Source organism: Cytobacillus sp. FSL R7-0696, assembly GCF_038006865.1.
GTDB classification, from domain to species: Bacteria; Bacillota; Bacilli; order Bacillales; family Cytobacillaceae; genus Cytobacillus; species Cytobacillus kochii.
Genome location: NZ_JBBOWA010000001.1, coordinates 4,044,766 through 4,070,150, shown reverse-complemented (window position 1 = coordinate 4,070,150; position 25,385 = coordinate 4,044,766). Strand labels below are relative to the sequence as shown.

The window sequence follows — 25,385 nt, the reverse complement described above, 5'->3', positions numbered from 1 at the left end:
TACATTACAACTCAATCTTGCTACATAAGGCCCTCCTTTATGGAGGAAAGAAACAACGGGAAAAAAACCGATTCTTATTTTAATCGGTTTTTAAAATAATTTCCTATTAATAGAGGGTGCCTTCTGCTTCTTTTGTATAAATTTTCACCTGATCAAGTGCCCCATCTTTTAACTTAGTTACCCATTCTGGATCTGCAAGTAGGGCACGACCGATTGCCACGTAATCATATTCACCAGCATTCATTTTTTCATCGACAATTTTAAGATTTTTTTCAATGGTGATTTGTGCATTGTCTTCACTACTTAAATATGCGCGATTAATGCCAATGGATCCAACTGCAATTGTTGGTTTTTGTGTGATTTTCTTTGTCCAAGCAGCCAAGTTATATGTAGGGTGTTCATCTACAAATTCTGGTTCCCATATGCGTCTTGTTGAACAATGAAAAATATCTACACCCGCTTCAACTAAAGGTAATAATATGGTCGCAAGCTCCTTACTATTATTCGCTAACTTGGCTTTGTAATCTGTACCCTTCCATTGAGAATAGCGGAAAACAATTGGAAAATCGGGACCAACACTTTGTCTGCATGCCTTAACGACCTCTGCTGCAAATGTAGAGCGTTCCTGTAGGTCTCCACCATACTGATCTGTCCGTTTATTAGTCAGTTCCCAGAAAAATTGATCAATTAGATAACCGTGAGCTCCGTGTAATTCGATGCCATCAAATCCAATCTCTTTGGCAGATTTAGCAGCCTTTGCATACGCATCAACTAGGTCATGTATATCTTCTTCTGTAAGTACCTTGATCTGATCAATTTTCTTTCCTTTTAACGTGATGCCTGAAGGACTGACAGGCGGTGAATCGATGTTAGGTAGACTCCCGGCTTTTCTTGCTGCACCAACATGCCATAATTGTGGAATAATCTTCCCGCCGGCTTCATGTACTTGAGCTACTACATTTGCCCAACCTTTTAGTGCATCCTCGCCATAAAAAAGGGGAATTGTTTCACCAGCAACTGCTGATGGATGATCAATCGCTGTGCCTTCAGTAATAATAAGGCCTACACCATTTTCTGCTCTCCTGCGATAATATTGTGCTACCTTTTCATCTGGTACACCATTTGGTGAGAACCCTCTTGTCATTGGTGCCATTACTACCCTGCTTTTTAATTGCCCATTTCCAAATGACACCTTTTCCAATAAACTATGCCCTGCAGTTTTTTCTACCATCTTTATCACTCCTTGCTTTCATTTTACAAAGAATGATAACAAATACAAGTAAAATGCTTTCAATTAACAGAATATTTTATTCATTTATCACTGCATAAAAAAACATTTCAACAAAAGGGATTGAAATGTTTTCTCTTTATTAGGAATCAGCTCTTTTAATTTCTTCAGGTTTAAAGCCATAAATAACAGAAACACCTAAATATAAAGAAAAGAAATCCAAGAACCAATTATTATTCCTTTCCTTTGTGTGAAGACAACGAAAGATCTCTTGGAACTGCATGCTTTCATTTGCCTTCACCACGGGGGTGATTCCGAAATATTTAATTACCGTATCTAAATTTAAATGTTTTGCAATCTTCAAAACATCCTCTAATAGTGAATAATAGATTGCGATTTCCTTTTCCTGAAATAGTTTAATCATTTGCGTATTTAAGTTAGTTAATAATAACCGTCCTTCTTCTTCATTCACAACAGGAACTTGATTTAACATTTCTTTTATATCGATTTTAATCACCTATTTTTCCAATTTTAATCATCTTAAAGAGTTGAGAGTTATACTTGCAAAGGTTTATCAAAAACATAAATCGTCATCGCAATATCTTTTTCCAAATCAATATCAGTAAAAATATTGATTAATTGAGCACCAACGAGTACTTCAAGTTTTTCAACCTTTTCTTTATCGCTATATAATTGTTTGATAAGGGTTGTTCGAGCTTCATGGACTACTTGGTAGCCTTTCGTTGATTCAATCATGAACTTCTCGACATTTGTTAAGTTCCCTTTCATTTCCGTAATCGCCCAACAGCCTGTAAATTTTGTAGTCATTTCTCTTGGTCCATTGCCTACATGTTTTTTTCGAATTTCTCTTATAATCATATTGAATTGATGTTCGATATTCATTAAAAGCGTCCTCCAATAATAAAGTCACAGTTTTTCCAAGGTAAGTGTATAGTGAAAATGTAATCTTATGGTCCTCATGTGACCATTTGTTAAACCTATTTCTCTATGCATAAAATAAGCCCGCCATAAAATAGTTTGTTTTCATAAACTATTTTATGGCGGGCTAATAGCAAAGCAGCAGAAGCTACTCGTTATCCATCTCACCATTCACCTATTATTATATAGTAATAGGCAATCTCTTTACCTATTAGCCATATATTACTTATATAAGTATAATTTCTTTCTTGAAAAATATCAATATTATAGAAAAAAATTGCTTTCTCTTCTATTTGATATGGTAATAAACTCATGCCCTTGCTGTTTCATTTGATTTTCGTTAAGAGTTAGCTTACTTTTTTTGAAAGAATCCCTCAACATGTTGAGATGTAAAATCGGATAATTGTGCAAAGTCATATTGGGGATTGCGGTCTTTGTCAATGACCACTGACCGTACACCTTCATAAAAGTCACTATGGCTTAAAAAATTTCTAGCAAGTATGAAGTCTGTTTCTAAGCAAGTTGTGAGAGATTGTTCTTCACCGTCAATCAGTTGCTTAAGTGTGACTTTAAGTGATGAAGGTGATTTAGATAATAACATATCACTTGTCGTTGTAGCGAAATCACTAGGATGTTCACGAAGAGAGTGTAGAATCTCTTCTAATGTTTGAAAAGAAAAGTGCAAATCAATTTCTTCTTGTAATTGTGATAACTTACTTTCTCCGCTTTCGTCGTTGGCGTACTGGTTGAGTAAATCATTCAAGTTATAATCGTGATTTACATCTAACCAATTCATATTCTCTAGATTTTCTAAGAGGGAGTTAAATTGTTCACTCTTGATGAAATAATCAGCTCCTCCTATGTAGAGAACATCAGATGCATGTATCGTCTCTGCCGTCAACGCTAAATAACGGCCAATATAGCCTGGAGCTTTGTTAAGGAAATAGGCTGCACCGACATCAGGGAAGAAGCCAATATTCATTTCAGGCATGGCCCACTTCGTCCGTTCAGTTACGATACGATAGTTTGCCCCATAAGTCAGTCCAACTCCCCCGCCCATTACAATACCATCAAGATAAGCAATAATGGGCTTTGGATAGTCATAAATTAATTGATCTAATTCATACTCCTCTTTAAAAAATTGCATTGCCAGACTTTTATTTTTTTCATTCAAGCGGGCATCGTATAAAGCTTTTATATCTCCACCTGCACACAAGCCTTTTTCTCCTGCTCCTTTGATCAGAATTATCTGTATGTGATTATTGTTTTTCCATCGCAGTAACTTTTCTTTAAGTGGTTGAACCATTGCTAAAGAAAGTGAGTTTAGCGCTTTCGGACGGTTGAGTGCAATCACACCTAACCCTTTATCATTTACTGTGAAGAGTACTTCATCTGTCATACAATCTCTCCTTCCATTTTTTTTAAAACCAACGTTCAGTTACGACTTTCTTTCTTGTATAAAATTGAACACCATCTTTTCCGTTAGTTCCTAAATCTCCATAAAATGATGATTTGTTACCAGCAAAAGAGAAAAACGCCATAGGAGCAGGTACATTCACATTTACACCAATCATACCTGCATCAATCTTCTCCCTGAAAATTTGTGCTTCTTTACCACTAGATGTATAAATAACAGCTCCATTGGCAAATTTTGATTGGTTCGTTAAGGCGATACCATCTTCAAATGTTTTTACTCTAACGACACTTAAGACCGGTGCAAAAATCTCATCTTGCCAAATTTTCATATCGGATGTTACATTGTCAAATATTGTTGCACCTACATAATAACCATCTTCTGTCGTCTCTGTATCCCTACCATCTACGATTAAATTGGCTCCCTCTGAAACCCCTGAGGCGATATATTGTAACACACGGGATTTATGAGTGTCACGAATGAGTGGTCCAACAAAATGCTCTTCAAACCGGCCATCCCCGACAGTAAGTTTTTTCGTTTCTGCTACAAGTAGGTTCATAAAATCATCTGCTATATCTTCTACAACGGCTACCACAGAACAAGCCATACATCGTTCCCCACTACTTCCAAACGCTGCGCCAATAACACCTTGAACCGTTTTTTCTAGATGACAACTAGATGTTACAACTGCGTGATTTTTCGCACCAGCTAATGCTTGTACTCTCTTTCCGTGAGCGGTGCCAGTTTGATAAACATGTTTGGCGACCGGCTCTGACCCAACAAATGAAATTGCACGAATTTCTGGATGATCTAATAAGCGATTAACCACGTCTTTTCCTCCATGTACAAGGTTTAGTACCCCTTTAGGAAAACCTGCCTCATAGAATAACTCTACGAGTCTACCAGCCAAGATCGGCGTTCTTTCAGAAGCTTTCAGTATAAATGTATTCCCACAGGCGATTGCCAGAGGAAACATCCATAAAGGAACCATCATTGGAAAGTTAAAAGGAGAAATCCCAGCAACAACACCAAGCGGATAGCGCCAAATTGAGCCATCTATCCCTTCGGCAATACTAGGAAGTGCATCTCCCATCATTAAATTAGGAGTGGAGGTTGCGAGTTCAACGACTTCAATTCCTCTTTGTACCTCACCACGCGCATCCTTTAATGTTTTTCCATTTTCCTCTGTAATAATTTGAGCGAGGTTTTCTTTTTCCTCTTTTAACAAATGAAGATATTGGTAAAGCAGACGCGCTCTATTTGGGACGGGTACTTCAGCCCACTTAGGATAGACCGCAGCAGCAGCTTTGACAGCTAAATCAACATCTTCTTTACCAGAAAGGGGGACGTAAGCAATAATTGTCCCATTCGCCGGGTTCGGTACGGCTTCCACTTCCTTACTGCTTGAATCAACCCATTCACCATTAATATGGTTTTTCATTGTTGGAATTTCTGTTTTAATCATTCCTTCATCCCCGTTTCTTTCGCATTTTTTGTTTGATCATTTTTCACTTTTTCATAAAGAACAGCCATATCTTGGCTACCATAACCCTCGTTTTCAGCATTTTTGTATATATTTAATAGTAATTCACTAACTGGCAATTGCAATTCGTGTTCCTTGGCTAAATCAAGCGCGAAACCAAGATCTTTATTTAATAGCTGCAAGGTAAAACCGGGACGATAATCTTCGTTCGCGATAAAACTTTTATAGTTTCTTTCATATATCCGACTTTGGCCGTAGCTCACATTCAACATCTCAAATAATTGTGCTAAATGAATGTTGCTTTTTTCTGCCAGATTTAAGGCTTCGCTTACACCAGCAGTATAAAAACCGATAAGTAAGTTATTGATTAATTTGACTGCAGTTCCGCTTTCAATTCGTTCATTCACATGAAAAATATTCTCTCCAAGAATATTTAACAATGGTTGGGATTGCTCGAAAGCTTGTTTAGGACCACCGACCATAATGGTTAAAGTACGATTTTCAGCACCGATTACACCCCCACTGACAGGAGCAGCAAGAAAATGAATGCTCTTCTTTTTTGCTTCTTCTGCTAATTTTTGATTCAAGCTAGGAGCAACCGTACTTGTATCAATCAGGACAATGCCTTCCCGTCCTTTTGTAATCAATCCTTCCTCACCTAAATAGATTTCTTCCACCGCTTTCATTGATGGTAAGCTTGTGAAAATAAAATTTACTTGCTTTATGATATTATTGATAGATAATCCAATCACACCTCCCGACCTTAGCAATGCCGCTTCAGCATCTTTGTTGAGGTCGACGCCGTACACTTCATTGCCTTCTGATAATAAGCTTTGCGCCATCGGTAAACCCATATTCCCTAAACCAATAAAACCGATTTTCTCACCCATCATTTAAGCTCCCTTCATTTCAGTAATTTTGGTTGATCAATAAGTATTTGTGCTAATTGCCTTTTTTTCAATAACAGATTGCTGTAGAGTGGGATTTGGTAATTTTCAATGTTTGCGAATGCAACGAATCGTTCTTTTTCATCAAGTATCGCTGCTGAAATCAGGCTAATCGTTTGTTGTTTCAAATATTGAAAGCATTGTTCGCATATAATATCAGTCGCTAAATCTTTCCACTTTTGATTTTGTTTTCGATGTTGCAGTTTTGATGTCCGCATATAAGTCGATTCCATTGTGTATAGTTCTGTGATGATATTAGCTAAAAGACGTGCATACTGCTGTTCCCTATTTATATCAATCTTTGCATTTGAAACCGCTTCCAAAGACAGCGATAACAGTTCTTTTCCTAACTCAATAAATTGGCTGTTTCTATCTTGGTGTAATGGTGTAGGGGTATTGATTGTGATATCTTTAGATGAGTGTTTGTGAAGTAAGTTTTTTGCTATGGTTAAGCGATTGATTTCGTTTGTTCCTTCAAAGATACGACTGATTCGAGCATCCCTATATAGTCGCTCAACATCGTAATCTCTCATATAACCGTATCCACCGTGAATTTGAACGGCCTCATCTGTTACATGCCCAAGCATTTCAGAGCATCGTACTTTGTTTATGGCACATTCCATTGCGAATGCTTTTAAAGAGGTGATTCCTTCATCTGTTGGAGCTTGATCAATCATATCTGCTGTGCGATAAGCGGCACTTTCACTTGCATAAATAGATGTCACCATTTCAGCTAATTTTTCTTGTATCAACGTAAATTCAACCAGCGCTCTATCAAATTGTTGTCTCTCTTTCGCATAGCTAAGAGAAAAGTTGAAGGCTTGTTTAGCTGTGCCAATATTCGAGAAAGCTAGCTTCAATCTAGCAAGATTTAATATATTCATGGCAACTTGATGACCTTTTCCTTTTTCTCCTAGTATATTAGCGGATGGCACAACGACATCTTCCAATATAAGAGTAGCTGTTGATGATCCATGAATACCCATCTTTTCTTCTTCTGCACCAATAGATACGCCTGCTATGTCTTTTTCAACAATAAAAGCAGTCATCCCGTCATTTGTTTGGCAAAATACAACAAACACATTTGCTATGTGAGCATTGGTAATCCATTGTTTTTCCCCATTTATTATCCAACTATCACTCTTGCTGTTGTAAATAGCTCTTGTTTTCGGTGAAAGTGCGTCCGATCCAGCTCCTGCTTCCGTTAAGGCATAAGCACCAATCCAATCCCCGGAGATGAGTTGTGGTAAATACTTTTGTTTTTGTGCTTCTGAACCAAAATAAACATACGGTAATGTGCCAACACCTACATGAATATTATACGAAACACTAAAAGCCCCACCGTATCCTATCTTTTCAGCTATAAGCCCGGATAATTTTTTACCAAGTGCAAACCCGCCATAATCCTCAGGTACATCAATAGCTAGTAGACCTAGTTCCCCTGATTTTTGAAACAGATTCTTAGCCACTTCATAGTTCTTTTTTTCTAATGAATCTATTTGGGGCAACACTTCATTCTTAATAAATAATTCTGCCGTTTGTGCAATGAGTTGTTCCTCTTCAAGAAAATCTTCAGGAGAAAAAATATCTCCCTTTTCTTCTAGCGTTTTTTTTAGCTTCGCCATCGTGCACTCCCTTTACATCTTTCCATCTCCTTTGATTGAGCGCTTGCTCAAATCAGTAGCAAGAAGCAAACCACCTTCAAAAAAAAACAACTCCTGTTAAAAGAAGTTGTTAAGTAACGAGTGGACAAACAAATAAACATGTGTTGAGTAATATACATGTTCTTCTATCCGCACTTAACACCCCCTATCCGCGTAGGTAATGATGTTGGCTAAAACAGGCAGGTCTCCTGGCTTATGGTCGTGGCGGATTTGTTCCTTCCCTATTCAATAATGAATAAGTGGTTATGTACAATCCGCTCGCAAATACAGTTGCGGGACAGCACCGGAGTCTAACCGGTTTCCCTTTTAAGCTTGATGAACAAGCACCTGTTTATTTAGCTTATTTAGTTTCACACTAACAATATATCAATTTTTCGGAAAATTTACAATTTATTTTTTAGAATATGTATTCTCAGCTTAAAATGATGAAAAAGTTAGGCTCTTTATCATTTTTCTTCCAACCACAATATAAGCTAGAGTCATTGATTAAATCCACTCCTACAACCCGAGTAGAAGAAAGCCTAATTCTTCATTTTGACCGATCGTTTGATGTAACATGAAAGGTTTATATAAATTTACCACCAAAAAGAGAAACACGCCTCCTAGATTGCAGTGGCGTGTTTTTCAAGTTTACTTAAATAAGTTAAGAAGTTTCTCGAAGAATCCTACTTTATCTTTTGTTTCTTTTACATCTTCTTTGTTATCTTTAATTTTAATCTTATCTGTTTGGATGACAAATTGGACTAGTTCCAACTTTTCATTATTTTTATCTGATACAAAAGAAATTGGCTCATAATCAGATTTATCATATTGCGATATCATTTCATCCACTTCTTTTGTCACCTCATCAGGAATGTCTTTAGTTGCATCATGTAATTGTCCAGTTCCATTATGAAGCGAGCCAGCTCCTTTGGTTAGTTGCTCAGCTCCAGATAGAGAACCGCTAATTCCTTCATGGATGTCACTATATGATGTACTTAATTCAGAAACACCGCCTGTATAAGCAAGTAACCCTTGGTGGAATTGATTATAGTTAGATACCATTTCTTCAACACCAGATGTCAATTGTTTTAACCCTTCATCAATGTCAATTTGAAGAATAGATTCGTCTATATTAGATGATATTGCACGAAGGTTACCTGCTGCTTCTCTCATTGATTGACTAAAGGTTGATAGCGGTTCAACCATGTCTGTAAGGTTATCTTTGGCTAGTAGTAGAACTTCTTGAGCAGCTTTTGTCCCTCTATAGGTTTCTACCAATTGATCAATTACCTCTTTATCCGCATTACTTTCATATAATTTATTTATCTCTTTATCTGAAATTTGGTTATCTGGTATCTGCTCCAGAGCACGATTGATTTGTGTTTTTACCTCATTATAATTAACAACTACTTGGTCTACATCATTTGCTGCTTGTTCTAGATTATCCGCTACCTCAGGCAGATCGATTGTTACATTCTCGAGTTCCCCAATACCACTTACGCCACTGGCTTGTTTCATCTCATCTTTAATCAAAGATAAAGTATTATTTATTTGTGCTGATCCTTCTGTTAATTGGTTACCAGACTGACTTAATTCATTTAGTCCTTTTTTATATTGTGCAGACCCACCCTCTAAAGACCGTAAGCCTGATGATAGTTCATTCATTCCTATTGCTAAGTCTCCGACACCATGATGAATGTCACCAATTGCCTCAGTTAATGAGTGAAACTCACTCGTCAATTCTTCAGTATCTGGGCTATCAATGGCAAGTGAAGCAGGTAAAGCAGATATTTGCACACCTTCTGTTTCAAAATGATTTGTTTCTGCCTCAATCGTAAATACTTCTTCCTGCTCCGGCATAACGGTAAAAGTGAGCTGCTTATCTTTGCCGGATTGTGCAACAGTGGCATTCTCGGCTTTTATCTCCTTGAATTTTTCAGTGTTCAGCGGTACGCTAATTTGCAGCATATAATTTTCAGAGAATGAAGAACGCTTACCTTCATTCGCTTCTACAGCAATTTCCATTTTTATATCGCCCGATTTACCAGCTAAATTTTCTGGTTCAACCTTTTTATTATTAAGGTAATAATTTATTGTAAAACGCCAAGGTAACTCAAAGTTATTTGGTAAGTTTCCTTGATAATAGTAATTTTCTTCTTTTGCTTGTAATGTGATCTGATCATTTTCTTTGCTAATTTTTGATGTGTCAGTTAGATTTTTAACCTTTTGGTAATTCCCAAAATCTTCTATCACACCAGGTTCTATCAGTTCAAACGAATTGACAACATATAATTCGGTTAGGTTACCGTCTGCTAGCAAGTTAGCATAAATCACTTCATTTTTGTTTGCTACTTTCCCTTTACTCATTCCGCCTTTAACTGTTTGTGATTCAGCATGTATATTCATCACAGGAAAGAAAAATAGGGAAGCAGTGATAAGCATCCATTTAATGATCTTCATGTTTTTCCTCCTTGTTACTAAAGTCCATTTGTAGAGATGTTTTTTGAATCAATTTATCACATAGTAATAATAATGCAGGTAGAAAAAGGATAACGAGTAAAAACGCGAGCAATGCTCCTCTACCTAATAATAATCCAATAGAACCGACGATTGGATTTGAAGAAGTTAGCCATAATATAAATCCGACACTAGATAAAATGGAGGCAGACACGATAATGGAAAATAATTTCTCATCAATTGTTTTTCTCATCGCTTGTTTTGGAGAAAGTTTTCCACGATTATGCTTATAAGTCTCTGTTAATAAAATGGCATAATCGACCGTTGCTGCAAGCTGTACAGTGCTAACGATGAGATAACCAATAAATACTAATGACGTATCGGTAAAATAGGGTATGGCGAGATTAATCCAAACAGAAGATTGTATTGTTAATAATAAGATAATCGGTAATGATAATGATTTGAATGTGACAAGTAACACGAATCCAACCGCGATAACGGTTAAAGTATTTACTAAAGAATTATCTTCTGTAACCGTTGATTTCATATCATAAAGTGCAACACTTTCGCCTAAAGTTAACGCTTGATTACCAAAATACTTAGTACCTATTTCCCTTATCTCTTCTACTAATTGAAAAGGAATATCTCCTTCTGTTCCTGCATCAGTATTAATGATGATTCGACTGTAATTATTGGATAAGAATTGTTCCTTTGCTTCCTCCTCTAAATATTCTTGCGGAATAGTCGAACCAACCATATTCGTGTAGCCAATTACATTTGAGACATGGTCAACCTCTTCAATAGATGCAATCATTTCTTTTTCTTTACCTATTTCATTATTAGGTACCAATAATACTACAGCGGTTGATTCGCCAAATATTTCTTCTACTTTTTGGATGTCTTGCCCTAACCTAGTACTGTCAGGTTGATCCCCCATTCCATAAGTAAATGAGGTTTCTTTTTGTGCTAAAAAGCTAGGTATAACGAGAAGTAAGACGAAAATCAAGACCGGAAACCTTAACTTTAATGTTTTTTTTCCAATACCTTTAAAATTTGGTATTAATGATTTGTGCTGTGTTTTTTCAATCCAATGATGGAATAATAATGTAAGTGCTGGAAGGAATACCATCACACTTATAAAACTTAAAATTATTCCTTTAACAAGGTTTAAACCTAGGTCTGATCCAATCTCAAAATCCATAAACAATAATGCAATAAATCCAAATAGAGTTGTAGATGCGCTCGAGGCAATGACACTAAACGATTCTTTCATAGCTAGTTTCATAGCTTCATTTGGCTCATGCCCTCGTTTACGATAATCTTGAAAACTATGTAATAAAAAGATAGCGTAATCCAAGGAAACAGCTAACTGCAAAATTGGTGCGACTGATTGTGTCACAAAGGACACTTCTCCTATAAAAACATTACTCCCTAAATTAATAATTACCGATACACCGATAGCCGTTAAGAACAAGAGCGGTTCGACCCAAGAGTTTGTCGAGAGAACTAGTATAATGATAATAATGGGAATAAGTATCCCTGCAGCGAGTAACGTTTCTTGCCCTGTCATTTTCTGCTGCGTAGCTGTATTTGCAGCTTCGCCAATAAGTGATCCCTTCTCACCAATTATTTGATATATATCTTCTGTTGCTTCGACCTCTTTGCCACTCTCAATGGTGACAGAATAAAGAGCGTGATTATTTTTGTAGTAATTTTCTATTGTGCCTTGGTCTCCGGTTTCTATTGGTGTTCTTATGTCCATCGCATCATCTAACCACATCACATCAGTTACACCTTGAACCTTATTTAATTTCTCTTTGATAACGAGCGCTTCTTGGATTGTTACATTCTCAACCATTACGCTTGTATTTGGAATGCCACTAGTAAACTCCTCTTCCATCACTTCTAAAGCAACGGTAGATTCAGCTTCTGCTGGGATATAATCTTTCATATTATAATTAACATTCACAAACAGAAAGCCAATAGCAGAAAGCACTGATAACAAAAAGAAAATGATTGTTACAGATTTTTTATAACGAATAATAAACTCAATCATTATTGGTTTCCCCACTTCTTGATGTTGAAATTCTTTTACAGTAACATTATACATACCACTGTGTTAGATAAACAACAAACAGTTGTGTAAAAAATGTTTAACATCCAACATTTAAGCGTACTTTGTTGGATTTCTTTAAAAAAGTGAGGGTTTGTATGATGAACAAAAAATTGGATCGTCGGAAACAATATACTCGTATGGTGTTAAAGGAAAGTTTAATGGAATTATTAAGAGAAAAAGTAATCTCCTCCATTACCATTAAAGAATTATGTCAAAAAGCAGATATCAATCGTTCTACTTTTTATAGTCATTATCGTGATCAATTTGATTTACTCCAGCATATTGAAGATGAGATTTTGTTAGAATTACAAGTCACTTTAAAACAGTACAACCATAATGAGACAAATGAAACTTTTGCAATGACAAAGTATTTATTAGATTATGTTTATAAACGTAGTGCCGATTTTCTTGTTTTATTTAGTGACCATGGTAACAAAGCTTTTCAAACGAGAGTAATTGATACTGCACAATCAATCATTATTAATAGTTTAAAGGAAGAACAGCAGGTCATAAATCTAGATAAATCAAAATATATGATTTACTTTGTAATTAGTGGATGTATTTATGTAATTGAAAAATGGTTAATGAACGGGATGAAAGAATCTCCGGAAGAAATGACAACCATTATTACTGAAATAAGTAATCGGGTTATTCTTCATTCTAAATAGGATGCGAATATATCAACATTCTTCACATCAATATTTTATTCACCTCTACTCTATTGGAATTTAAGTTGTCTCCCCTACTCATTTGCATCATTTTACGTATCAATTAATATATTGTATTTATCGCTACTACATTATCAATTGACAAGTATTGGTTTACAGATAATGATTTTTTGCTTATGATAGGATAGACGAACAAATAAATATATCGAATGCGCTAGGGGAGCTATATTTAATGGCTGAGAAGGCAAGTGCCTGACCCTTATAACCCGATCTAGATAATACTAGCGTGGGGAAGTGCAGTTGGTCAGTGTATTCTCTTTTTTTCTGCATAGCCAAACTGCATTCCATCGGGGTGCAGTTTTTTTGTTCAAAAAATGTTAAAAGGAGATTTTTATATGAATCAATTATGTGGAACAAGTAGTATCGTAGGTTGTCAGTTTACGCTTTCTGCAATGAGTGAGAGGTATGTGGACATCATCTTATTTGCCCTTAAAGAAGTGAACATGTCAAAGGTGTGGGCTGAAACTGATGATGTATCTACTTGTATCCGTGGTAAGCAAATTCATGTTTTTGATGTAGTGAGGGCAATCTTTTTACACGCAGCTAAAACAGGAGAACACATCGCTATGAGTGGTACCTTTTCGATTGGTTGTCCAGGAGATTCAGCAGCAGATGTATACATGGACGAAACTGACATTGCCTTGAACAAGGACTATACAAAAGAAATAGACCAGCTTGCAGGTTGTAAATTTGCCCTCTATCCCTTAGGGAGGGAAGATTATATGGAAAAAATTTATGAGCAAATTGATTGGTCCAAGGAGACTGAAGTAAACGTAAGCCATAGCCATTATGCCACAAGGCTTGATGGCAAGGTGAATGATATTTTTAACTTGTTACAGAACGTTTTCGATCAGACCAAGCAAGATGTATCTCATGTGACAATGACATTCACATTATCAGCTAACAGCCCTACTGGAAAAGCTAAAGAAGTGAAAGTCTCATGACAAAATCATGGCGTCTAAAAGATATTGTTCTCATGTCAGTCCTGGGTGTAGTATTTGGCTTTATTTATTTAGGTTTTTTTGGGGTCGGTAAAGTTCTTGTTGCCATCCTTACCCCGTTTGGATTTGGACCCATTGGTTATGAATTGATTTATGGCATATGGTTTATTGTATCAATAATAGCTGCTTACATTATCAGAAAGCCAGGCGTTGCTTTTACAGCAGAAACCATTGCTGCTATTACCGAAGTACTTGTCGGCTCAACATCTGGACCCACTTTAATTCTTTCAGGGATGGTGCAAGGGTTAGGGGCGGAAATCGCTTTTGCACTGACAAAATGGAAAAATTACCAACCTCGAATTCTCGTTTTCTCAGGTGTTAGCGCAGCATTTATTAGTTTTCCTTACCATTTCTTTGTATCAGGTTTTCATGCCTATGAATCCTGGCTTATTATGACAATGTTTGTTATACGTCTCTTAAGTGGAGCCATCATTGCTGGTTATTTAGGAAAAATGTTAGCGGATCAACTAGCGAAAACTGGTGTGTTAAATGGGTACCCGATTGGGAAGGAGGTAATAGCAAGGCATGAAAAATCATCAACCAATTTTTGAACTAGACTCTTTCTCATTTTCCTTTGATAAACACGATGAACCTTCTGTAGATAATGTAAGCTGTAAGTTATATGCAGAGGAAGTGACTTTATTACTTGGAGCAAGTGGTTCTGGCAAAAGTACACTTACACTATGTTTAAATGGTCTATATCCTGAGGCGATTGATGGTTTTACTTCAGGGGACCTTTTATATAAAGGGAGAAATATCTCCTCCTACCCTAAAGGAGTAATAAACCAAGAAATAGGCATTGTCTTTCAAGATCCAGAAAGTCAGTTTTGCATGGTTCGTGTAGAAGATGAATTAGCATTTGTGTTAGAAAACTTGTCTATTCCCAGATGCCAAATGAAACAAAGAATAGAACATGTGCTAGATATTGTAGGATTATCACAATATATGAAACATAACATTCACCATCTTTCAGGAGGACAAAAACAAAAGGTTGCGCTAGCTTCTATCCTTTTAATGGACCCTCAATATTTAATTTTAGATGAACCTACAGCAAATTTAGATCCGATATCTAGCCTCGAGTTTATCGAGACAATTATTAAGATTCAAAAACAACAAAGATTTGGTTTGCTTGTAATTGAACACGAAATCGATGACTGGGAACCATACGCTCATCGGTTGGTTGCGCTTAATAACAAAGGAGAATTACTTTTAGATAGTACGCCGAAGGAAGGTTTTCAAAATCATTTACATAAGTTGACGAAGAATCGTATAAGAGTACCTAAAAGGTATGAAAATAGAAAAATGCCTATTCGACCATCAAGTGAGAAAGAAAGTACAAAAGTAATCGTCAATCTTAAAGATATACAATTCAACTATAAAAATAAGCAAATCCTAAATGAACTTTCCTTTTCAATCAAAAAAGGGGACTTTTGCGCAATAGTTGGCGAAAATGGTGCTGGTAAATCTACGTTATTACAGTTAATAGCCAAATTAATTAAGCCCGTCTCAGGCTCAATCGATTTTTTAAACACTCCATTAAGTAATTGGTATGAAAACGAATTGTATAAGAATATGGGCTATGTATTTCAAAATCCTGAGCATCAATTTATTAACCAAACTGTATACGATGAAGTGTGTTTTGGTATCAAGCTACGTGGCTATTCTAGAGTAGAAACAGAAAGAATGGCTCATCATTTATTAACCGACTTTGATCTCTTATCTGATAAGTGGAAAAACCCATTTTCATTAAGTGGTGGCCAAAAAAGAAGGCTGAGTGTAGCAACAATGTTACATTCCAAACCAGATTTACTTCTATTCGATGAACCAACATTTGGACAAGATGCCTATACGACCTCTCAATTTATGCGTATAGTCACGCACCTAAATGATAAAGGGGTAACCATCGTTTTCGTTACACATGACATGGATTTAGTTGATTCATACTGTAATAATGTCTTGGTCATGCAACAAGGAAAGATCGTTTATGATGGTACACCTAAAGCACTTTGGCGAAAAACTGAGCTTCTAGAAAAAGCCAGATTAAGGATACCTTACCGCTTACGGTTGATCAATGAAGAGATGACAATATGATACACTCATTAAATCCAACCATGAAAGCTATTACGGTTATCTTACCTGCCATTCTGTTGAGCTTTTCCTTTGATATTATTACACCAGCGATTATGTTTATTTATATCCTGATACTTACCTTTTTCTTCAGTAAACTGAACATAAAGAAATGGTTGTTTTACTTTATACCGATGTCCTTTTTTGCGCTCGGATTAGCTTGGATGACAATGCTATATACGGATGATAAGTACGCAACTGGTCCTATTGTTTTTTCGTTCTATTCTTTTGATATCAGGATGGGTAGCATTATAGTTAGTATGAGTTTAGCACTAAGGTCATTGTGTTTTATAGGGTTATCTTTACTCTTTGCTTTTACAACTGATCCAACAAAGTTTATGTTAAGTTTAATGCAGCAAGTTCGCCTTTCACCTAAGTTAACTTATGGTATTTTGGCTGGGTATCGCTTTGTTCCAACCTTCAAACACGAATTAGACTTGTTAAAGAAAGCTCATCGTATTCGGGGCCTTGGTCGTGCGAAAGGATGGAGAAATCGCGTGGAACATATGAGACAATATTTTATTCCCCTATTAGCTGGTGCCATTCGGAAGGCTGAAAGAGTCGCAATTGCAATGGAATCAAAAGGTTTTACAGGGTCAAAAGATCGAACCTATTATACTGTAATGAAAATCAAGGCCACTGATTACCTATTTATTATCATCATGCTTATCATTTTAATAATCGCCTATTACGTCTCTTATCGATTGGGCACCCTTAACATATTTGGCCATCGGATTATGCCCTAACTTTACTTCCTTCAATCTTTCTAAGTAATATTAACAACGAACAAGTTCAGTTATATGATTAAGAATTTGTTCGTTGTTGATTAACTTATTGTACTTGTTTGTAATTATTTCTTCTTAAGTCAAGCAAGATATATCTAATCAATATCATCCATTCCCCATGCTTTGAACAATGCCTTCAAGCTGTGTTTCAATTGTTCTTCACGAATACCTGCAAAGCCTAATATGATTTGCGGTTCTTTATCCTCTCTTCTAATTATGGAGTAATTAGATAATGGATAAATTTTCAAGCGCTCTCTTTTTGCGCGTGCTACGAGTTCGCTTTCATTCATTCCGTTCTTGACAATCAATACGACATGTAATCCAGAGCTTTCTCCCATAACTTCTAATTGCGGAAAGGACTTGAGTACGTTTAGAACTATTTCTACCTTTCTTCTATAAACTTTTTTCATCCGGTTTAAATGCTTTTCAAACTCTCCGTCTTTCATAAATCCACTTAAGGCATTTTGGTCTATTCTCGAAACCGTGCAATGATAAAAAGATAATTTTTCTTTATAAGATTTAACAAGGGGTTTCGGCAAAACCATATAACTAATGCGCAATGATGGAATAAAAGATTTAGAAAAAGAGCCTAAATAAATAACCTTTTCCCCTCTGTCCATGCTTTGCAGAGACGGTATCGTTTTTCCGTTATAGCGAAACTCGCTGTCATAATCATCTTCAATAATGTAGCGATCATTCTTCTCTGCTGCCCAATTCAACAATTGTTGTCTTCGTTGAATCGGTAAAACGGTTCCATAAGGGAAATGGTGTGAAGGCGTCGTATACAGGATATCTATAGGCGATTTTTTTATGGCGTGGATGTCGACTCCTTGTCTATCCACTAACAGTGGATACACTTCATATCCGTAATTATGTAGTATCTTCATCATTAAATGGTAGCCTGGGTCTTCCACCCCATAGACCGTATTTTTATCAAACAGAAAAATCAGCTGTTGTAAAAGAACTTCTACACCTGCGCCAATTACAATTTGTTCTGGCTTGCAAGTTACACCACGGGAATGATATAAGTACTGCGCAATTTCCTGCCTTAAATCAAGTTCCCCTTGGTTTTCACCAAGCAGTAATGAGGACTGATGAACAGGTTCAATATGTTGTTTCACATACTTTCGCCATTTATCAAATGGAAAGTGAACTGTATCAATTTGGCTCGGGTGAAAATCATAAATGGCTGTTTGTTCCTTAGGATAAACACCAACTGTTGAACTTTCATTCTTCATTTTACTTTCGATATATTCTAAGTCTGTTAATGGTAATATAAAGTAGCCTCTGCGCGCTTGTACTTCAATATAACCTTCCGCTTCAAGCTGTTCATACGCTGTTTGAATGGTATTTTGACTTATTTTTAACAAGGTGGCTAATTTTCGTTTAGATGGAAGCTTATCTCCTTCTCGTAATCTTCCCACTGTTATTTCGCCCTTAATATAGTCATATAATTGCTCATATAAAGGCACATCACTGTCTCTTAACAACTCACAAGCTAAGTAATCCATCTAACTGCCCCCTCTAACTGATACTATAAAATTATCAAAAACTGATACTTACAATCATATCAGTTTCTTTTTATACTAATAAACAAATCTGAAAAATGCAATGGAGGAATGAAAATGAGTCAATTAGTAGGTACAGAAACAGTAAAACGCGGGATGGCACAAATGCAAAAAGGCGGTGTCATTATGGATGTCGTCAATGCTGAGCAAGCAAAGGTCGCTGAAGCAGCAGGCGCAGTTGCTGTTATGGCATTAGAGCGCGTGCCTTCAGATATTCGTGCAGCTGGAGGAGTCGCTCGCATGGCGGATCCAAGAATTGTTGAAGAAGTGATGCAGGCAGTGTCTATTCCTGTCATGGCCAAAGCTAGAATTGGACATATTGTTGAAGCACGAGTGTTAGAAGCAATGGGTGTTGATTACATAGATGAGAGTGAAGTATTAACCCCTGCGGATGAAGAGTACCATATTTTAAAAAGTGAGTTTACGGTTCCATTTGTGTGTGGATGTCGTGATTTAGGTGAAGCAGCAAGAAGAATTGGTGAAGGTGCATCCATGTTAAGAACGAAAGGTGAACCGGGTACAGGTAATATTGTTGAAGCAGTAAGGCATATGAGAAAAGTTCAAGCACAAATTCGGAAAATCACTTTGATGAATGATGATGAACTCATGACAGAAGCTAAACTCTTAGGTGCACCATATGAAATCCTTCGTGAAATTAAGAAAAGTGGCAAATTACCAGTAGTAAACTTTGCTGCAGGTGGGATTGCCACGCCAGCAGACGCTGCTCTCATGATGGAACTTGGTTCTGATGGTGTCTTTGTAGGTTCGGGTATTTTCAAATCTGAAAATCCAGAAAAGTTTGCTCATAGCATTGTGCAAGCAACAACGCACTATAAGGACTACGATTTAATCGGAAAGCTTTCGCAAGAACTCGGTGCTGCAATGAAAGGATTAGATATTTCTAAATTATCCTTAGAAGAAAGAATGCAGGAGCGTGGTTGGTAATGTTAAAAATTGGCGTACTCGCCTTGCAAGGAGCCGTTTCTGAGCACATAAAACAAATCGAGTCAGCCGGGCAAGTCGCTGTAGCCGTAAAAAAAGCAAGTGAACTACCGTCACTTGATGCTTTAATTATTCCTGGTGGAGAAAGTACGGCAATAAGAAAACTAATTGATTATTATGAATTCAAAGCACCAATTCAACAGTTTTCAGCAGAAAAGAAACCGATTTTTGGTACTTGTGCGGGTTTAGTATTACTAGCTAATGAGTTAGCTGATGGTAGTGAAGCGCATTTACGGTTAATGGATATAAGTGTAAAGCGAAATGCCTTCGGTCGACAAAAGGATAGTTTTGAAACAATGTTACAAGTAAAGGGATTCACAGACAATGTTCCAGCAGTATTTATTAGAGCCCCAATTATTACAGAAGTAACAGAGCATGTGGAAGTGTTAGCTACATATGATAACCAAATTGTAGCTGCCAAACAAGGTCATCTACTTGTTACCTCCTTCCACCCTGAATTAACAGAGGATAATCGTTGGATGAAATTATTTATCGAGATGGTAAAACAGGCACATCAAATGTCTACCATTCATTAAATCACAAAAAGAGCCTTGCTACAGATAATTTAAAAAGAAATGCCCGGAAAAGAGCTGTTTCCTAATAGGAATTTTTCCGGGTTCTCTATGTATTTATTTACTCTCCTTTTCCTAACCTGCAAATCTATTTCTTATCGCGAGAAGTTATATATGGCAAGAAGACGAAACACACTTGCTTACTTCGGTAAAAATACGCTCCTTCTTCGAGTCCATTTAGCTGTTTAGAAGAACAGCAGTAACCATTTTATTTATAAAGTTTCACTGCCCCCTCCAAAAACTTTACATATTTCACAATAAATGCTTTTGGTTTTAAAATCTTAACTTTATTACCAAATCCGGCCAAAAATTGATAAGCATATTGATTCTCAGGCAATTCAATTGTTGCAACGTAACTTGTTCCAGCTTCTTTCTTAACGGCATCTTTCCCATATCTATCGATAAATTGATCCCTTACAGCAACATCTATTGATAGATGTACATTAACCATTGTTTTTTCTTTATTGTGTTGTCTTTCATGTTTGTATTCCTGATTAATTCTTGCATCAAAATAACCGCCTTTTTGGATATTTAATATCCTCGTCAACTTAAATGTTCGATAGTCTTTCCGTTCTAAGTTATAGCCAAATAGATACCAATGCATTTCACTTAAATGTAGTCTATAAGGTTCTACCACTCTATAAGTTATGTTTCCTATTTGGTCAACATACTCAAACTTTAATAACCGATTATTATTAATTGCTTGCTCAATAAATAAAATATCTGCTTTAGATTGCCTTCTCCCAACCCAATCATAGAAAGATAGATTAAGATTTGGAGAAATATCTGTGCTGGTCATTCCTCTAATTTTTTGAATAGTCGTTTGAATTTCTTGATTTGTAATCAGTCCCTCAAAGCCTGCTAAAGCTATAAGTATATTTTCTATATCCTTGTGATTTAGTAAACGTTTATCAAATTTATACTCTTCCATTAGCGCATATCCCCCTTCAACACCATATTTCGCATAAATAGGGATTTTTGCATAACTTAATGTTTCCATATCACGTTGAATCGTTCTTCTCGTCACATGAAAAAGTTGACTAAATTCTGAAGCCGATACAACTTCCTTTTGTAACAAAATCATTACTATCGAGATAAGTCGCTCAATTTTTTTCATATTCTCCTCCGATATACGACATACATATGTCGCTTATGTACTATTATACTTCAAATATGAAAAGGAGGAATAAAATATGAAAGCAATAAATTATCTACAATTTGATGGAAAAGCAGAAGAAGCATTGGCCTTTTATGCAAAGGCATTATCAGCAACTAGCAAAAAAATAGTAAAATTTGGCGACTTCGGTCAAAATCCCAATGCCTCATTAACAAAAAAAGAACAAAATATGATTATGGAATCTCGTATGGAGTTTTCGGAGAATATTTTAATGATCTCTGATGTTCCGCCTTTTATGCAATCTGTCACAGGTGATATCACAAATGGTAATACCCTCTTAATTAGTATTATTGACGCTGATCCCGAAGTAAATGAACAATATTTCGAAAGCCTTTCAGAAGGTGGTACTGTGATTATGCCGATTTCTTCTACGCCATGGTCAGCAAGTTTTGGAATGTTAGTCGATAGATTTGGGGTAATGTGGAAGTTTAATAGTGAGGCAAGTAAATTTATAGATGGTTATGTAGATTAATCTTCTATTATTGGGGATTTGTCCAACCTTTTTGGCGTAACACCCAGACTAAACAGAATAGACAAACTAGCCTCTGAGATTTCCTATATTATTTGGAAATTTCGGGGCTTGTTTTATTTCTATGATTAGATATTTAATAAGAAATATTGATATAAATGGATAAAGGATATTTTTTTATTTTAGTAAAGAATACTAAACGCTATACAATAAAAGAAGTTTACTAAAAGAATAGACTGTGTAGAAATGCTGTATTGAGCTTTTTCATACATATATGGAACTTTTCCCAATGTCTCCATCATCATTTATAGCCTTTATTTTCCCTGCTAAATGGTGTAGTTATCTCTTTCATTTCAACAATTGTGTAAATATTTTCAATCAAACATTGAAGCATGGTCTGGTTTGTTTTTTAATAGTTGGAAACAGATGGACACTCCAAGCTAATATATATTTTATTACTAGGTTTTGTTATAAATGTAACTTGGTGTTAATGTAAACTATAAAGGGGAAACAAGGTAAAGGCTGTCTTATCATGTTGGCTGATGTAAAAATTAAATGAGTATTAATGAATCAAGGGGGATTTTCATGGAGCAAGGGAATATGGGTTTGATAATTGTAGATGTCCAGAAAGCGTTTGATGATAATAAATGGGGAGAACGTAACAACTTAAATGCAGAGGAAAATATGAGTAAAATACTAACGATTTGGAGAAAAAAAGGGTGGCAAGTCATACATATTCAACACAAATCTGATCAACCGCATTCGCTTTTTCATCCTGCTAATGAAGGGTTCTCAATAAAAGAATGTGTTGAACCTATTTCAGGTGAAGAAGTAATAACTAAAAAGGTGAATAGTAGTTTTATCGGTACCAACTTGGAGAGCTTTCTCAAGTCTAATGAATTAAAATCTGTCGTAATAGTGGGTTTAACTACTCCCCATTGTGTATCAACGACTACAAGAATGAGTGGGAACTTAGGTTTCAACACTTATCTTATCTCAGATGCAACGGCAGCATTTGCCTTAAAAGACCATCACAATAACAGTTACGATGCTGAGACGATACATAACATTTCTCTTGCAACTTTAAATGAAGAGTTCGCTACTATACTTACAACTGAACAATTGATAAAAGCAATCAAATAGAATCATTTATGCGGAATATTTTTTGGAGGGTTAAAACAATCTCAATATGTAAAAAGATGAACAGCATACAGAAGTATTGATGATTTTAGTCATCCCTATGAAAAGCCTTACTATTTCAGATATAGCAAGGCTCTTCATAGTAAGCTGTTTTTTAACTGATATTAATCATAAGGCGGTATACTCTGTGGAAAATGAAAGAAGTTTTCTGGATCGTATTTCGTTTTTACTTCCCGTAACCTTGCAAAATTATTACCGTAATATGCTTCTCCGAAATTTTTTATATTTTGATCTGGCACGTTTACATATGAACCTGTTACATATGGCTTGATAAGCTTTCTTACTCTTTCAACAGATGCAATGCTAACTGCTTCTTGTGATTTATGCTTCCAACTCGCATTCCATTCCACATAAAATAAAGGATTTCGCCAATAGAAAGCTGTTTTGTCAGTTGGGACTCTCCCCAATGCACCACCCCAGTTGATAAAAAAGAAATTAGCTTCTGTACCTGTTGCTTCTTCCAAAAACTTTCTCATAATCGCATACGGTTCATTTGGCCATATATCTAGACCCCAAGCTGAAGAAAATTTCACACTTTGATCAGAACGACCTGGAATGGGTTCGTCAGGATCTAAGAAATCGATTGCATCTGGATATGATAAGGTCTCAATCACGATTCTCGAAGGTGTTCCGGCGCTAGTTAAAGGTTGTAGCAATTTTGTCAGTTCGCTTTTCGAACCTTGAAATATTCCTTCTGCATGACATAAACCATTGATTTTACTATAGACCTCTAATAAGCAGCCTAACCTTTCATCTACGAATGGTGCCCATTTTTGCCATGCTTTCACAACTGTTTCAAATTGTTCCCATGGCCAAACGATATTAAATACAGTAGTGGCTTTAGGTGCACGTCGTACACTAAATGTGTACTCAGTATTGTAGCCAAAATTACCGCCACCACCCCCTCTGGAAGCCCAAAATAAGTCCGTATTCTCCTTTTTATTGGCAGTAATGATATTTCCATTTGCATCAACCGTTTTCAACGAAAGAAGATTATCGCTAATTAGCCCAATTGATCGTGATAGTACACCAAACCCACCACCCATTGTAATGCCACCAATACCAACAGTCGGACTATCTCCAAAGGGAGCAACAAAGCCATTGCGAGCCAAGCCTTTTACAAGTGGACCAACATGAACACCCGTTTGCACTGTCGCTATACCCTTTGTCTTATTCAAATGCACCTTTTGCATGTCACTGACATCAATTACGATGCCTCCCTTCACAACTGAAAGGCTCTTATCTAATGCATGACGCCCACTTCTCACACGTAATGGAACATTTTTTTCTCGCGCCCATTTTATCGCATGGCTTACGTCTCTTGCATTTTGTGCAAAAACAAATACAAGTGGAAAAGTATCAACATAAGGATTCCAATTCAAAACAGCTTTGTCGTAACCTGGTTCACCTTTAAAAATCACCCGCCCTGTTAACTCACTCGCCCCCATGCACACCACTCCCATTATATACTGTTGAACATTTTTAATTGTATGAGTAGATGAACGTTGGTATGTGAAAAAGTAAAACATAACCTTCCTATTTTTTGTTTCTGTTGATGAAAATAAATATTTATTAAGTGGCTCTTAAAAGGCGCTGTTGTTTTTTTATCACAATCACAAAAAGGCTAACTAAAAAGGATAGTCTTCCTGCTCCAAGTAATGCATTGGTATAGGAGCAAGTTTGCTCAAAGATGACAATAGTAGCGACTCCTGCACCTCCTTGGTGTGCAGCAGGTATCCAACCTTAAATAATGATACTTTTCTCAAGGCCAAAAACAATCCTTTTGATATTGATGGTGAGTGGGACAGTTGCGATCCAGTCGGACCCGTAAAATATCGTGAATAACATCAATAGAGGAAGTGATTCTTCTGCAGTAGATCAATTAAATGGGATCTTATTAGGCAGCAATATGAACAGATTCATTATGCATGTAGAGACTCTCTTTTAAGGTGTCCAAAGAAGGTTGTATAAGAAAATTGGTAATCTCTTTAAAAAAATTCCGATAAATATTCCATTATTTTTCTTGAATGCAATCTGTTTCGCAAAGTATTTCTACAATATCTTTTACTAGTTGATTGGTGATTTAACAATCGGTATAGACAATTTTTTATTCAATCGAAGTTGTCGGTTTGATTCCTCTTTTTTTAAACGAGTTTTTCTTTATCTCCTCTTCTTTAATCAAAACAATCCCCTCATTTCGTCAGTTTGCTTTAAAACAGTGTCATAGTGTCTTATAGAGATAGAGAAGAGTATGTTTAAACAGATTCATTGATGGCAAACTTTTAGTAAAAGAGATTTGGGGAGGAAAAGCTGAATGAAATTGACCAAAAAAGAAGCGGAATGACCGCCACTTTAAGGTAGTTTTTCCCTTTAATGAAACCTTTCCTACAATTGTTTCGTAATAATTATAAAAGGTGTGTTACGTTAAAACGTAGATTTCTCAATGGCTTTGCGGAAAATGAGTAAACTATCAGGGCGGTTTCCAAAAAGGAGGGGTACTGAATGGCTTATATTGGAGTAGCATTT

21 protein-coding genes, 1 pseudogene and 2 riboswitches are annotated in these 25,385 nt (G+C 36.2%); of the genes and pseudogenes, 10 read left to right on the top strand and 12 right to left on the bottom strand.

Annotated elements, in window-relative coordinates; translation table 11 throughout:
- Window positions 1-106 precede the first annotated feature (106 nt).
- From MKX29_RS20800 to MKX29_RS20760, 9 genes are all read right to left on the bottom strand, one after another.
- Window positions 107-1,231 (bottom strand): NADH:flavin oxidoreductase, encoded by a 1,125-nt coding sequence (locus MKX29_RS20800; protein ID WP_341107479.1) that lies wholly within the window; start codon window positions 1,229-1,231, stop codon window positions 107-109.
- A 139-nt stretch (window positions 1,232-1,370) separates the two neighbouring features.
- Window positions 1,371-1,745: a hypothetical protein gene (locus tag MKX29_RS20795; RefSeq protein ID WP_224936479.1), complete on the bottom strand. Its 375-nt coding sequence runs from the start codon at window positions 1,743-1,745 to the stop codon at window positions 1,371-1,373.
- 38 nt (window positions 1,746-1,783) lie between these two features.
- Window positions 1,784-2,131: a DUF2294 domain-containing protein gene (locus MKX29_RS20790; RefSeq protein ID WP_340974967.1), complete on the bottom strand. Its 348-nt coding sequence runs from the start codon at window positions 2,129-2,131 to the stop codon at window positions 1,784-1,786.
- A 388-nt stretch (window positions 2,132-2,519) separates the two neighbouring features.
- Window positions 2,520-3,566 carry an enoyl-CoA hydratase/isomerase family protein gene (locus MKX29_RS20785; protein ID WP_341107477.1) on the bottom strand — a complete coding sequence of 349 codons (1,047 nt, stop codon included), beginning with the start codon at window positions 3,564-3,566 and terminating at the stop codon, window positions 2,520-2,522.
- Window positions 3,567-3,588: 22 nt separating this feature from the next.
- On the bottom strand, window positions 3,589-5,046 hold the full coding sequence (locus tag MKX29_RS20780; protein ID WP_341107475.1) for a CoA-acylating methylmalonate-semialdehyde dehydrogenase: 1,458 nt from the start codon (window positions 5,044-5,046) through the stop codon (window positions 3,589-3,591).
- A complete protein-coding gene (locus MKX29_RS20775; protein WP_341107473.1) occupies window positions 5,043-5,954 on the bottom strand; it encodes an NAD(P)-dependent oxidoreductase in 912 nt (303 codons plus the stop codon). The genes MKX29_RS20780 and MKX29_RS20775 overlap by 4 nt, the downstream gene beginning before the upstream one ends.
- Before the next feature lie 14 nt (window positions 5,955-5,968).
- Window positions 5,969-7,636 carry an acyl-CoA dehydrogenase family protein gene (locus tag MKX29_RS20770; protein WP_341107471.1) on the bottom strand — a complete coding sequence of 556 codons (1,668 nt, stop codon included), beginning with the start codon at window positions 7,634-7,636 and terminating at the stop codon, window positions 5,969-5,971.
- A 200-nt stretch (window positions 7,637-7,836) separates the two neighbouring features.
- A riboswitch (cobalamin riboswitch) is annotated at window positions 7,837-8,021 on the bottom strand.
- 284 nt (window positions 8,022-8,305) lie between these two features.
- Window positions 8,306-10,117, bottom strand: coding sequence for a YhgE/Pip domain-containing protein (locus tag MKX29_RS20765; RefSeq protein WP_341107469.1), 1,812 nt, complete (start codon window positions 10,115-10,117; stop codon window positions 8,306-8,308).
- A complete protein-coding gene (locus MKX29_RS20760) occupies window positions 10,104-12,170 on the bottom strand; it encodes an efflux RND transporter permease subunit (RefSeq protein ID WP_341107467.1) in 2,067 nt (688 codons plus the stop codon). The genes MKX29_RS20765 and MKX29_RS20760 overlap by 14 nt, the downstream gene beginning before the upstream one ends.
- A gap of 158 nt (window positions 12,171-12,328) precedes the next feature.
- Here MKX29_RS20760 and MKX29_RS20755 point away from each other — a divergent pair, with 158 nt between their 5' ends.
- The 6 genes and pseudogenes from MKX29_RS20755 (at window position 12,329) to MKX29_RS20735 (ending at window position 16,832) form a co-directional block, all read left to right on the top strand.
- On the top strand, window positions 12,329-12,898 hold the full coding sequence (locus tag MKX29_RS20755) for a TetR/AcrR family transcriptional regulator (RefSeq protein ID WP_095373690.1): 570 nt from the start codon (window positions 12,329-12,331) through the stop codon (window positions 12,896-12,898).
- A gap of 206 nt (window positions 12,899-13,104) precedes the next feature.
- Window positions 13,105-13,208, top strand: a riboswitch (TPP riboswitch).
- 85 nt (window positions 13,209-13,293) lie between these two features.
- Window positions 13,294-13,902, top strand: coding sequence for a YkoF family thiamine/hydroxymethylpyrimidine-binding protein (locus tag MKX29_RS20750; RefSeq protein ID WP_341055610.1), 609 nt, complete (start codon window positions 13,294-13,296; stop codon window positions 13,900-13,902).
- A complete protein-coding gene (locus MKX29_RS20745) occupies window positions 13,899-14,510 on the top strand; it encodes an ECF transporter S component (RefSeq protein WP_341107465.1) in 612 nt (203 codons plus the stop codon). The genes MKX29_RS20750 and MKX29_RS20745 overlap by 4 nt, the downstream gene beginning before the upstream one ends.
- A pseudogene (locus MKX29_RS24540) lies at window positions 14,485-15,162 on the top strand (ABC transporter ATP-binding protein); the annotation flags it as partial. The gene MKX29_RS20745 and the pseudogene MKX29_RS24540, both read left to right, overlap by 26 nt.
- Before the next feature lie 99 nt (window positions 15,163-15,261).
- A complete protein-coding gene (locus MKX29_RS24535) occupies window positions 15,262-16,050 on the top strand; it encodes an energy-coupling factor ABC transporter ATP-binding protein (protein WP_445662712.1) in 789 nt (262 codons plus the stop codon).
- Window positions 16,047-16,832 (top strand): energy-coupling factor transporter transmembrane component T family protein, encoded by a 786-nt coding sequence (locus tag MKX29_RS20735; protein WP_341107461.1) that lies wholly within the window; start codon window positions 16,047-16,049, stop codon window positions 16,830-16,832. The genes MKX29_RS24535 and MKX29_RS20735 overlap by 4 nt, the downstream gene beginning before the upstream one ends.
- Before the next feature lie 134 nt (window positions 16,833-16,966).
- Here the strand turns inward: MKX29_RS20735 and pdxR are convergent, their stop codons facing one another.
- Window positions 16,967-18,382, bottom strand: coding sequence for a MocR-like pyridoxine biosynthesis transcription factor PdxR (pdxR, locus tag MKX29_RS20730; protein WP_341107459.1), 1,416 nt, complete (start codon window positions 18,380-18,382; stop codon window positions 16,967-16,969).
- 114 nt (window positions 18,383-18,496) lie between these two features.
- On the opposite strand from pdxR, the gene pdxS reads away from it, so the two are divergent.
- Together pdxS and pdxT are read left to right on the top strand one after the other, a co-directional pair.
- Window positions 18,497-19,384, top strand: a complete 888-nt coding sequence (pdxS, locus tag MKX29_RS20725) for a pyridoxal 5'-phosphate synthase lyase subunit PdxS (RefSeq protein WP_281203023.1) — start codon at window positions 18,497-18,499, stop codon at window positions 19,382-19,384.
- Window positions 19,384-19,977 (top strand): pyridoxal 5'-phosphate synthase glutaminase subunit PdxT, encoded by a 594-nt coding sequence (gene pdxT / locus MKX29_RS20720; RefSeq protein ID WP_281203024.1) that lies wholly within the window; start codon window positions 19,384-19,386, stop codon window positions 19,975-19,977. The genes pdxS and pdxT overlap by 1 nt, the downstream gene beginning before the upstream one ends.
- 244 nt (window positions 19,978-20,221) lie before the next feature.
- On the opposite strand, the gene MKX29_RS20715 is transcribed toward pdxT, so the two are convergent.
- Entirely contained in the window at window positions 20,222-21,130 is a 909-nt protein-coding gene (locus MKX29_RS20715) for a helix-turn-helix transcriptional regulator (protein WP_224936496.1), read from the bottom strand.
- A gap of 76 nt (window positions 21,131-21,206) precedes the next feature.
- Between MKX29_RS20715 and MKX29_RS20710 the strand changes: the two genes are divergently transcribed.
- Both MKX29_RS20710 and MKX29_RS20705 read left to right on the top strand, forming a co-directional pair.
- Window positions 21,207-21,662 carry a VOC family protein gene (locus MKX29_RS20710; RefSeq protein ID WP_341107456.1) on the top strand — a complete coding sequence of 152 codons (456 nt, stop codon included), beginning with the start codon at window positions 21,207-21,209 and terminating at the stop codon, window positions 21,660-21,662.
- Window positions 21,663-22,259: 597 nt separating this feature from the next.
- Window positions 22,260-22,802, top strand: a complete 543-nt coding sequence (locus tag MKX29_RS20705) for a cysteine hydrolase family protein (RefSeq protein WP_341108330.1) — start codon at window positions 22,260-22,262, stop codon at window positions 22,800-22,802.
- 161 nt (window positions 22,803-22,963) lie between these two features.
- On the opposite strand, the gene MKX29_RS20700 is transcribed toward MKX29_RS20705, so the two are convergent.
- Window positions 22,964-24,307 carry an FAD-binding oxidoreductase gene (locus MKX29_RS20700; protein ID WP_341107454.1) on the bottom strand — a complete coding sequence of 448 codons (1,344 nt, stop codon included), beginning with the start codon at window positions 24,305-24,307 and terminating at the stop codon, window positions 22,964-22,966.
- Window positions 24,308-25,385: the final 1,078 nt, after the last annotated feature.

Coding starts and splice junctions, on each gene's coding strand:
- MKX29_RS20750 (WP_341055610.1), top strand. CDS start 13,294: ATGAATCAATTATGTGGAACAAGTAGTATCGTAGGTTGTCAGTTTACG.
- MKX29_RS20790 (WP_340974967.1), bottom strand. CDS start 2,131: ATGAATATCGAACATCAATTCAATATGATTATAAGAGAAATTCGAAAA.
- MKX29_RS20765 (WP_341107469.1), bottom strand. CDS start 10,117: ATGAAGATCATTAAATGGATGCTTATCACTGCTTCCCTATTTTTCTTT.
- MKX29_RS20755 (WP_095373690.1), top strand. CDS start 12,329: ATGAACAAAAAATTGGATCGTCGGAAACAATATACTCGTATGGTGTTA.
- MKX29_RS20780 (WP_341107475.1), bottom strand. CDS start 5,046: ATGATTAAAACAGAAATTCCAACAATGAAAAACCATATTAATGGTGAA.
- MKX29_RS20785 (WP_341107477.1), bottom strand. CDS start 3,566: ATGACAGATGAAGTACTCTTCACAGTAAATGATAAAGGGTTAGGTGTG.
- MKX29_RS20775 (WP_341107473.1), bottom strand. CDS start 5,954: ATGGGTGAGAAAATCGGTTTTATTGGTTTAGGGAATATGGGTTTACCG.
- pdxR (WP_341107459.1), bottom strand. CDS start 18,382: ATGGATTACTTAGCTTGTGAGTTGTTAAGAGACAGTGATGTGCCTTTA.
- MKX29_RS20715 (WP_224936496.1), bottom strand. CDS start 21,130: ATGAAAAAAATTGAGCGACTTATCTCGATAGTAATGATTTTGTTACAA.
- pdxT (WP_281203024.1), top strand. CDS start 19,384: ATGTTAAAAATTGGCGTACTCGCCTTGCAAGGAGCCGTTTCTGAGCAC.
- pdxS (WP_281203023.1), top strand. CDS start 18,497: ATGAGTCAATTAGTAGGTACAGAAACAGTAAAACGCGGGATGGCACAA.
- MKX29_RS20705 (WP_341108330.1), top strand. CDS start 22,260: ATGGGTTTGATAATTGTAGATGTCCAGAAAGCGTTTGATGATAATAAA.
- MKX29_RS20710 (WP_341107456.1), top strand. CDS start 21,207: ATGAAAGCAATAAATTATCTACAATTTGATGGAAAAGCAGAAGAAGCA.
- MKX29_RS20760 (WP_341107467.1), bottom strand. CDS start 12,170: ATGATTGAGTTTATTATTCGTTATAAAAAATCTGTAACAATCATTTTC.
- MKX29_RS20770 (WP_341107471.1), bottom strand. CDS start 7,636: ATGGCGAAGCTAAAAAAAACGCTAGAAGAAAAGGGAGATATTTTTTCT.
- MKX29_RS20745 (WP_341107465.1), top strand. CDS start 13,899: ATGACAAAATCATGGCGTCTAAAAGATATTGTTCTCATGTCAGTCCTG.
- MKX29_RS20735 (WP_341107461.1), top strand. CDS start 16,047: ATGATACACTCATTAAATCCAACCATGAAAGCTATTACGGTTATCTTA.
- MKX29_RS20800 (WP_341107479.1), bottom strand. CDS start 1,231: ATGGTAGAAAAAACTGCAGGGCATAGTTTATTGGAAAAGGTGTCATTT.
- MKX29_RS20700 (WP_341107454.1), bottom strand. CDS start 24,307: ATGGGGGCGAGTGAGTTAACAGGGCGGGTGATTTTTAAAGGTGAACCA.
- MKX29_RS24535 (WP_445662712.1), top strand. CDS start 15,262: ATGCCTATTCGACCATCAAGTGAGAAAGAAAGTACAAAAGTAATCGTC.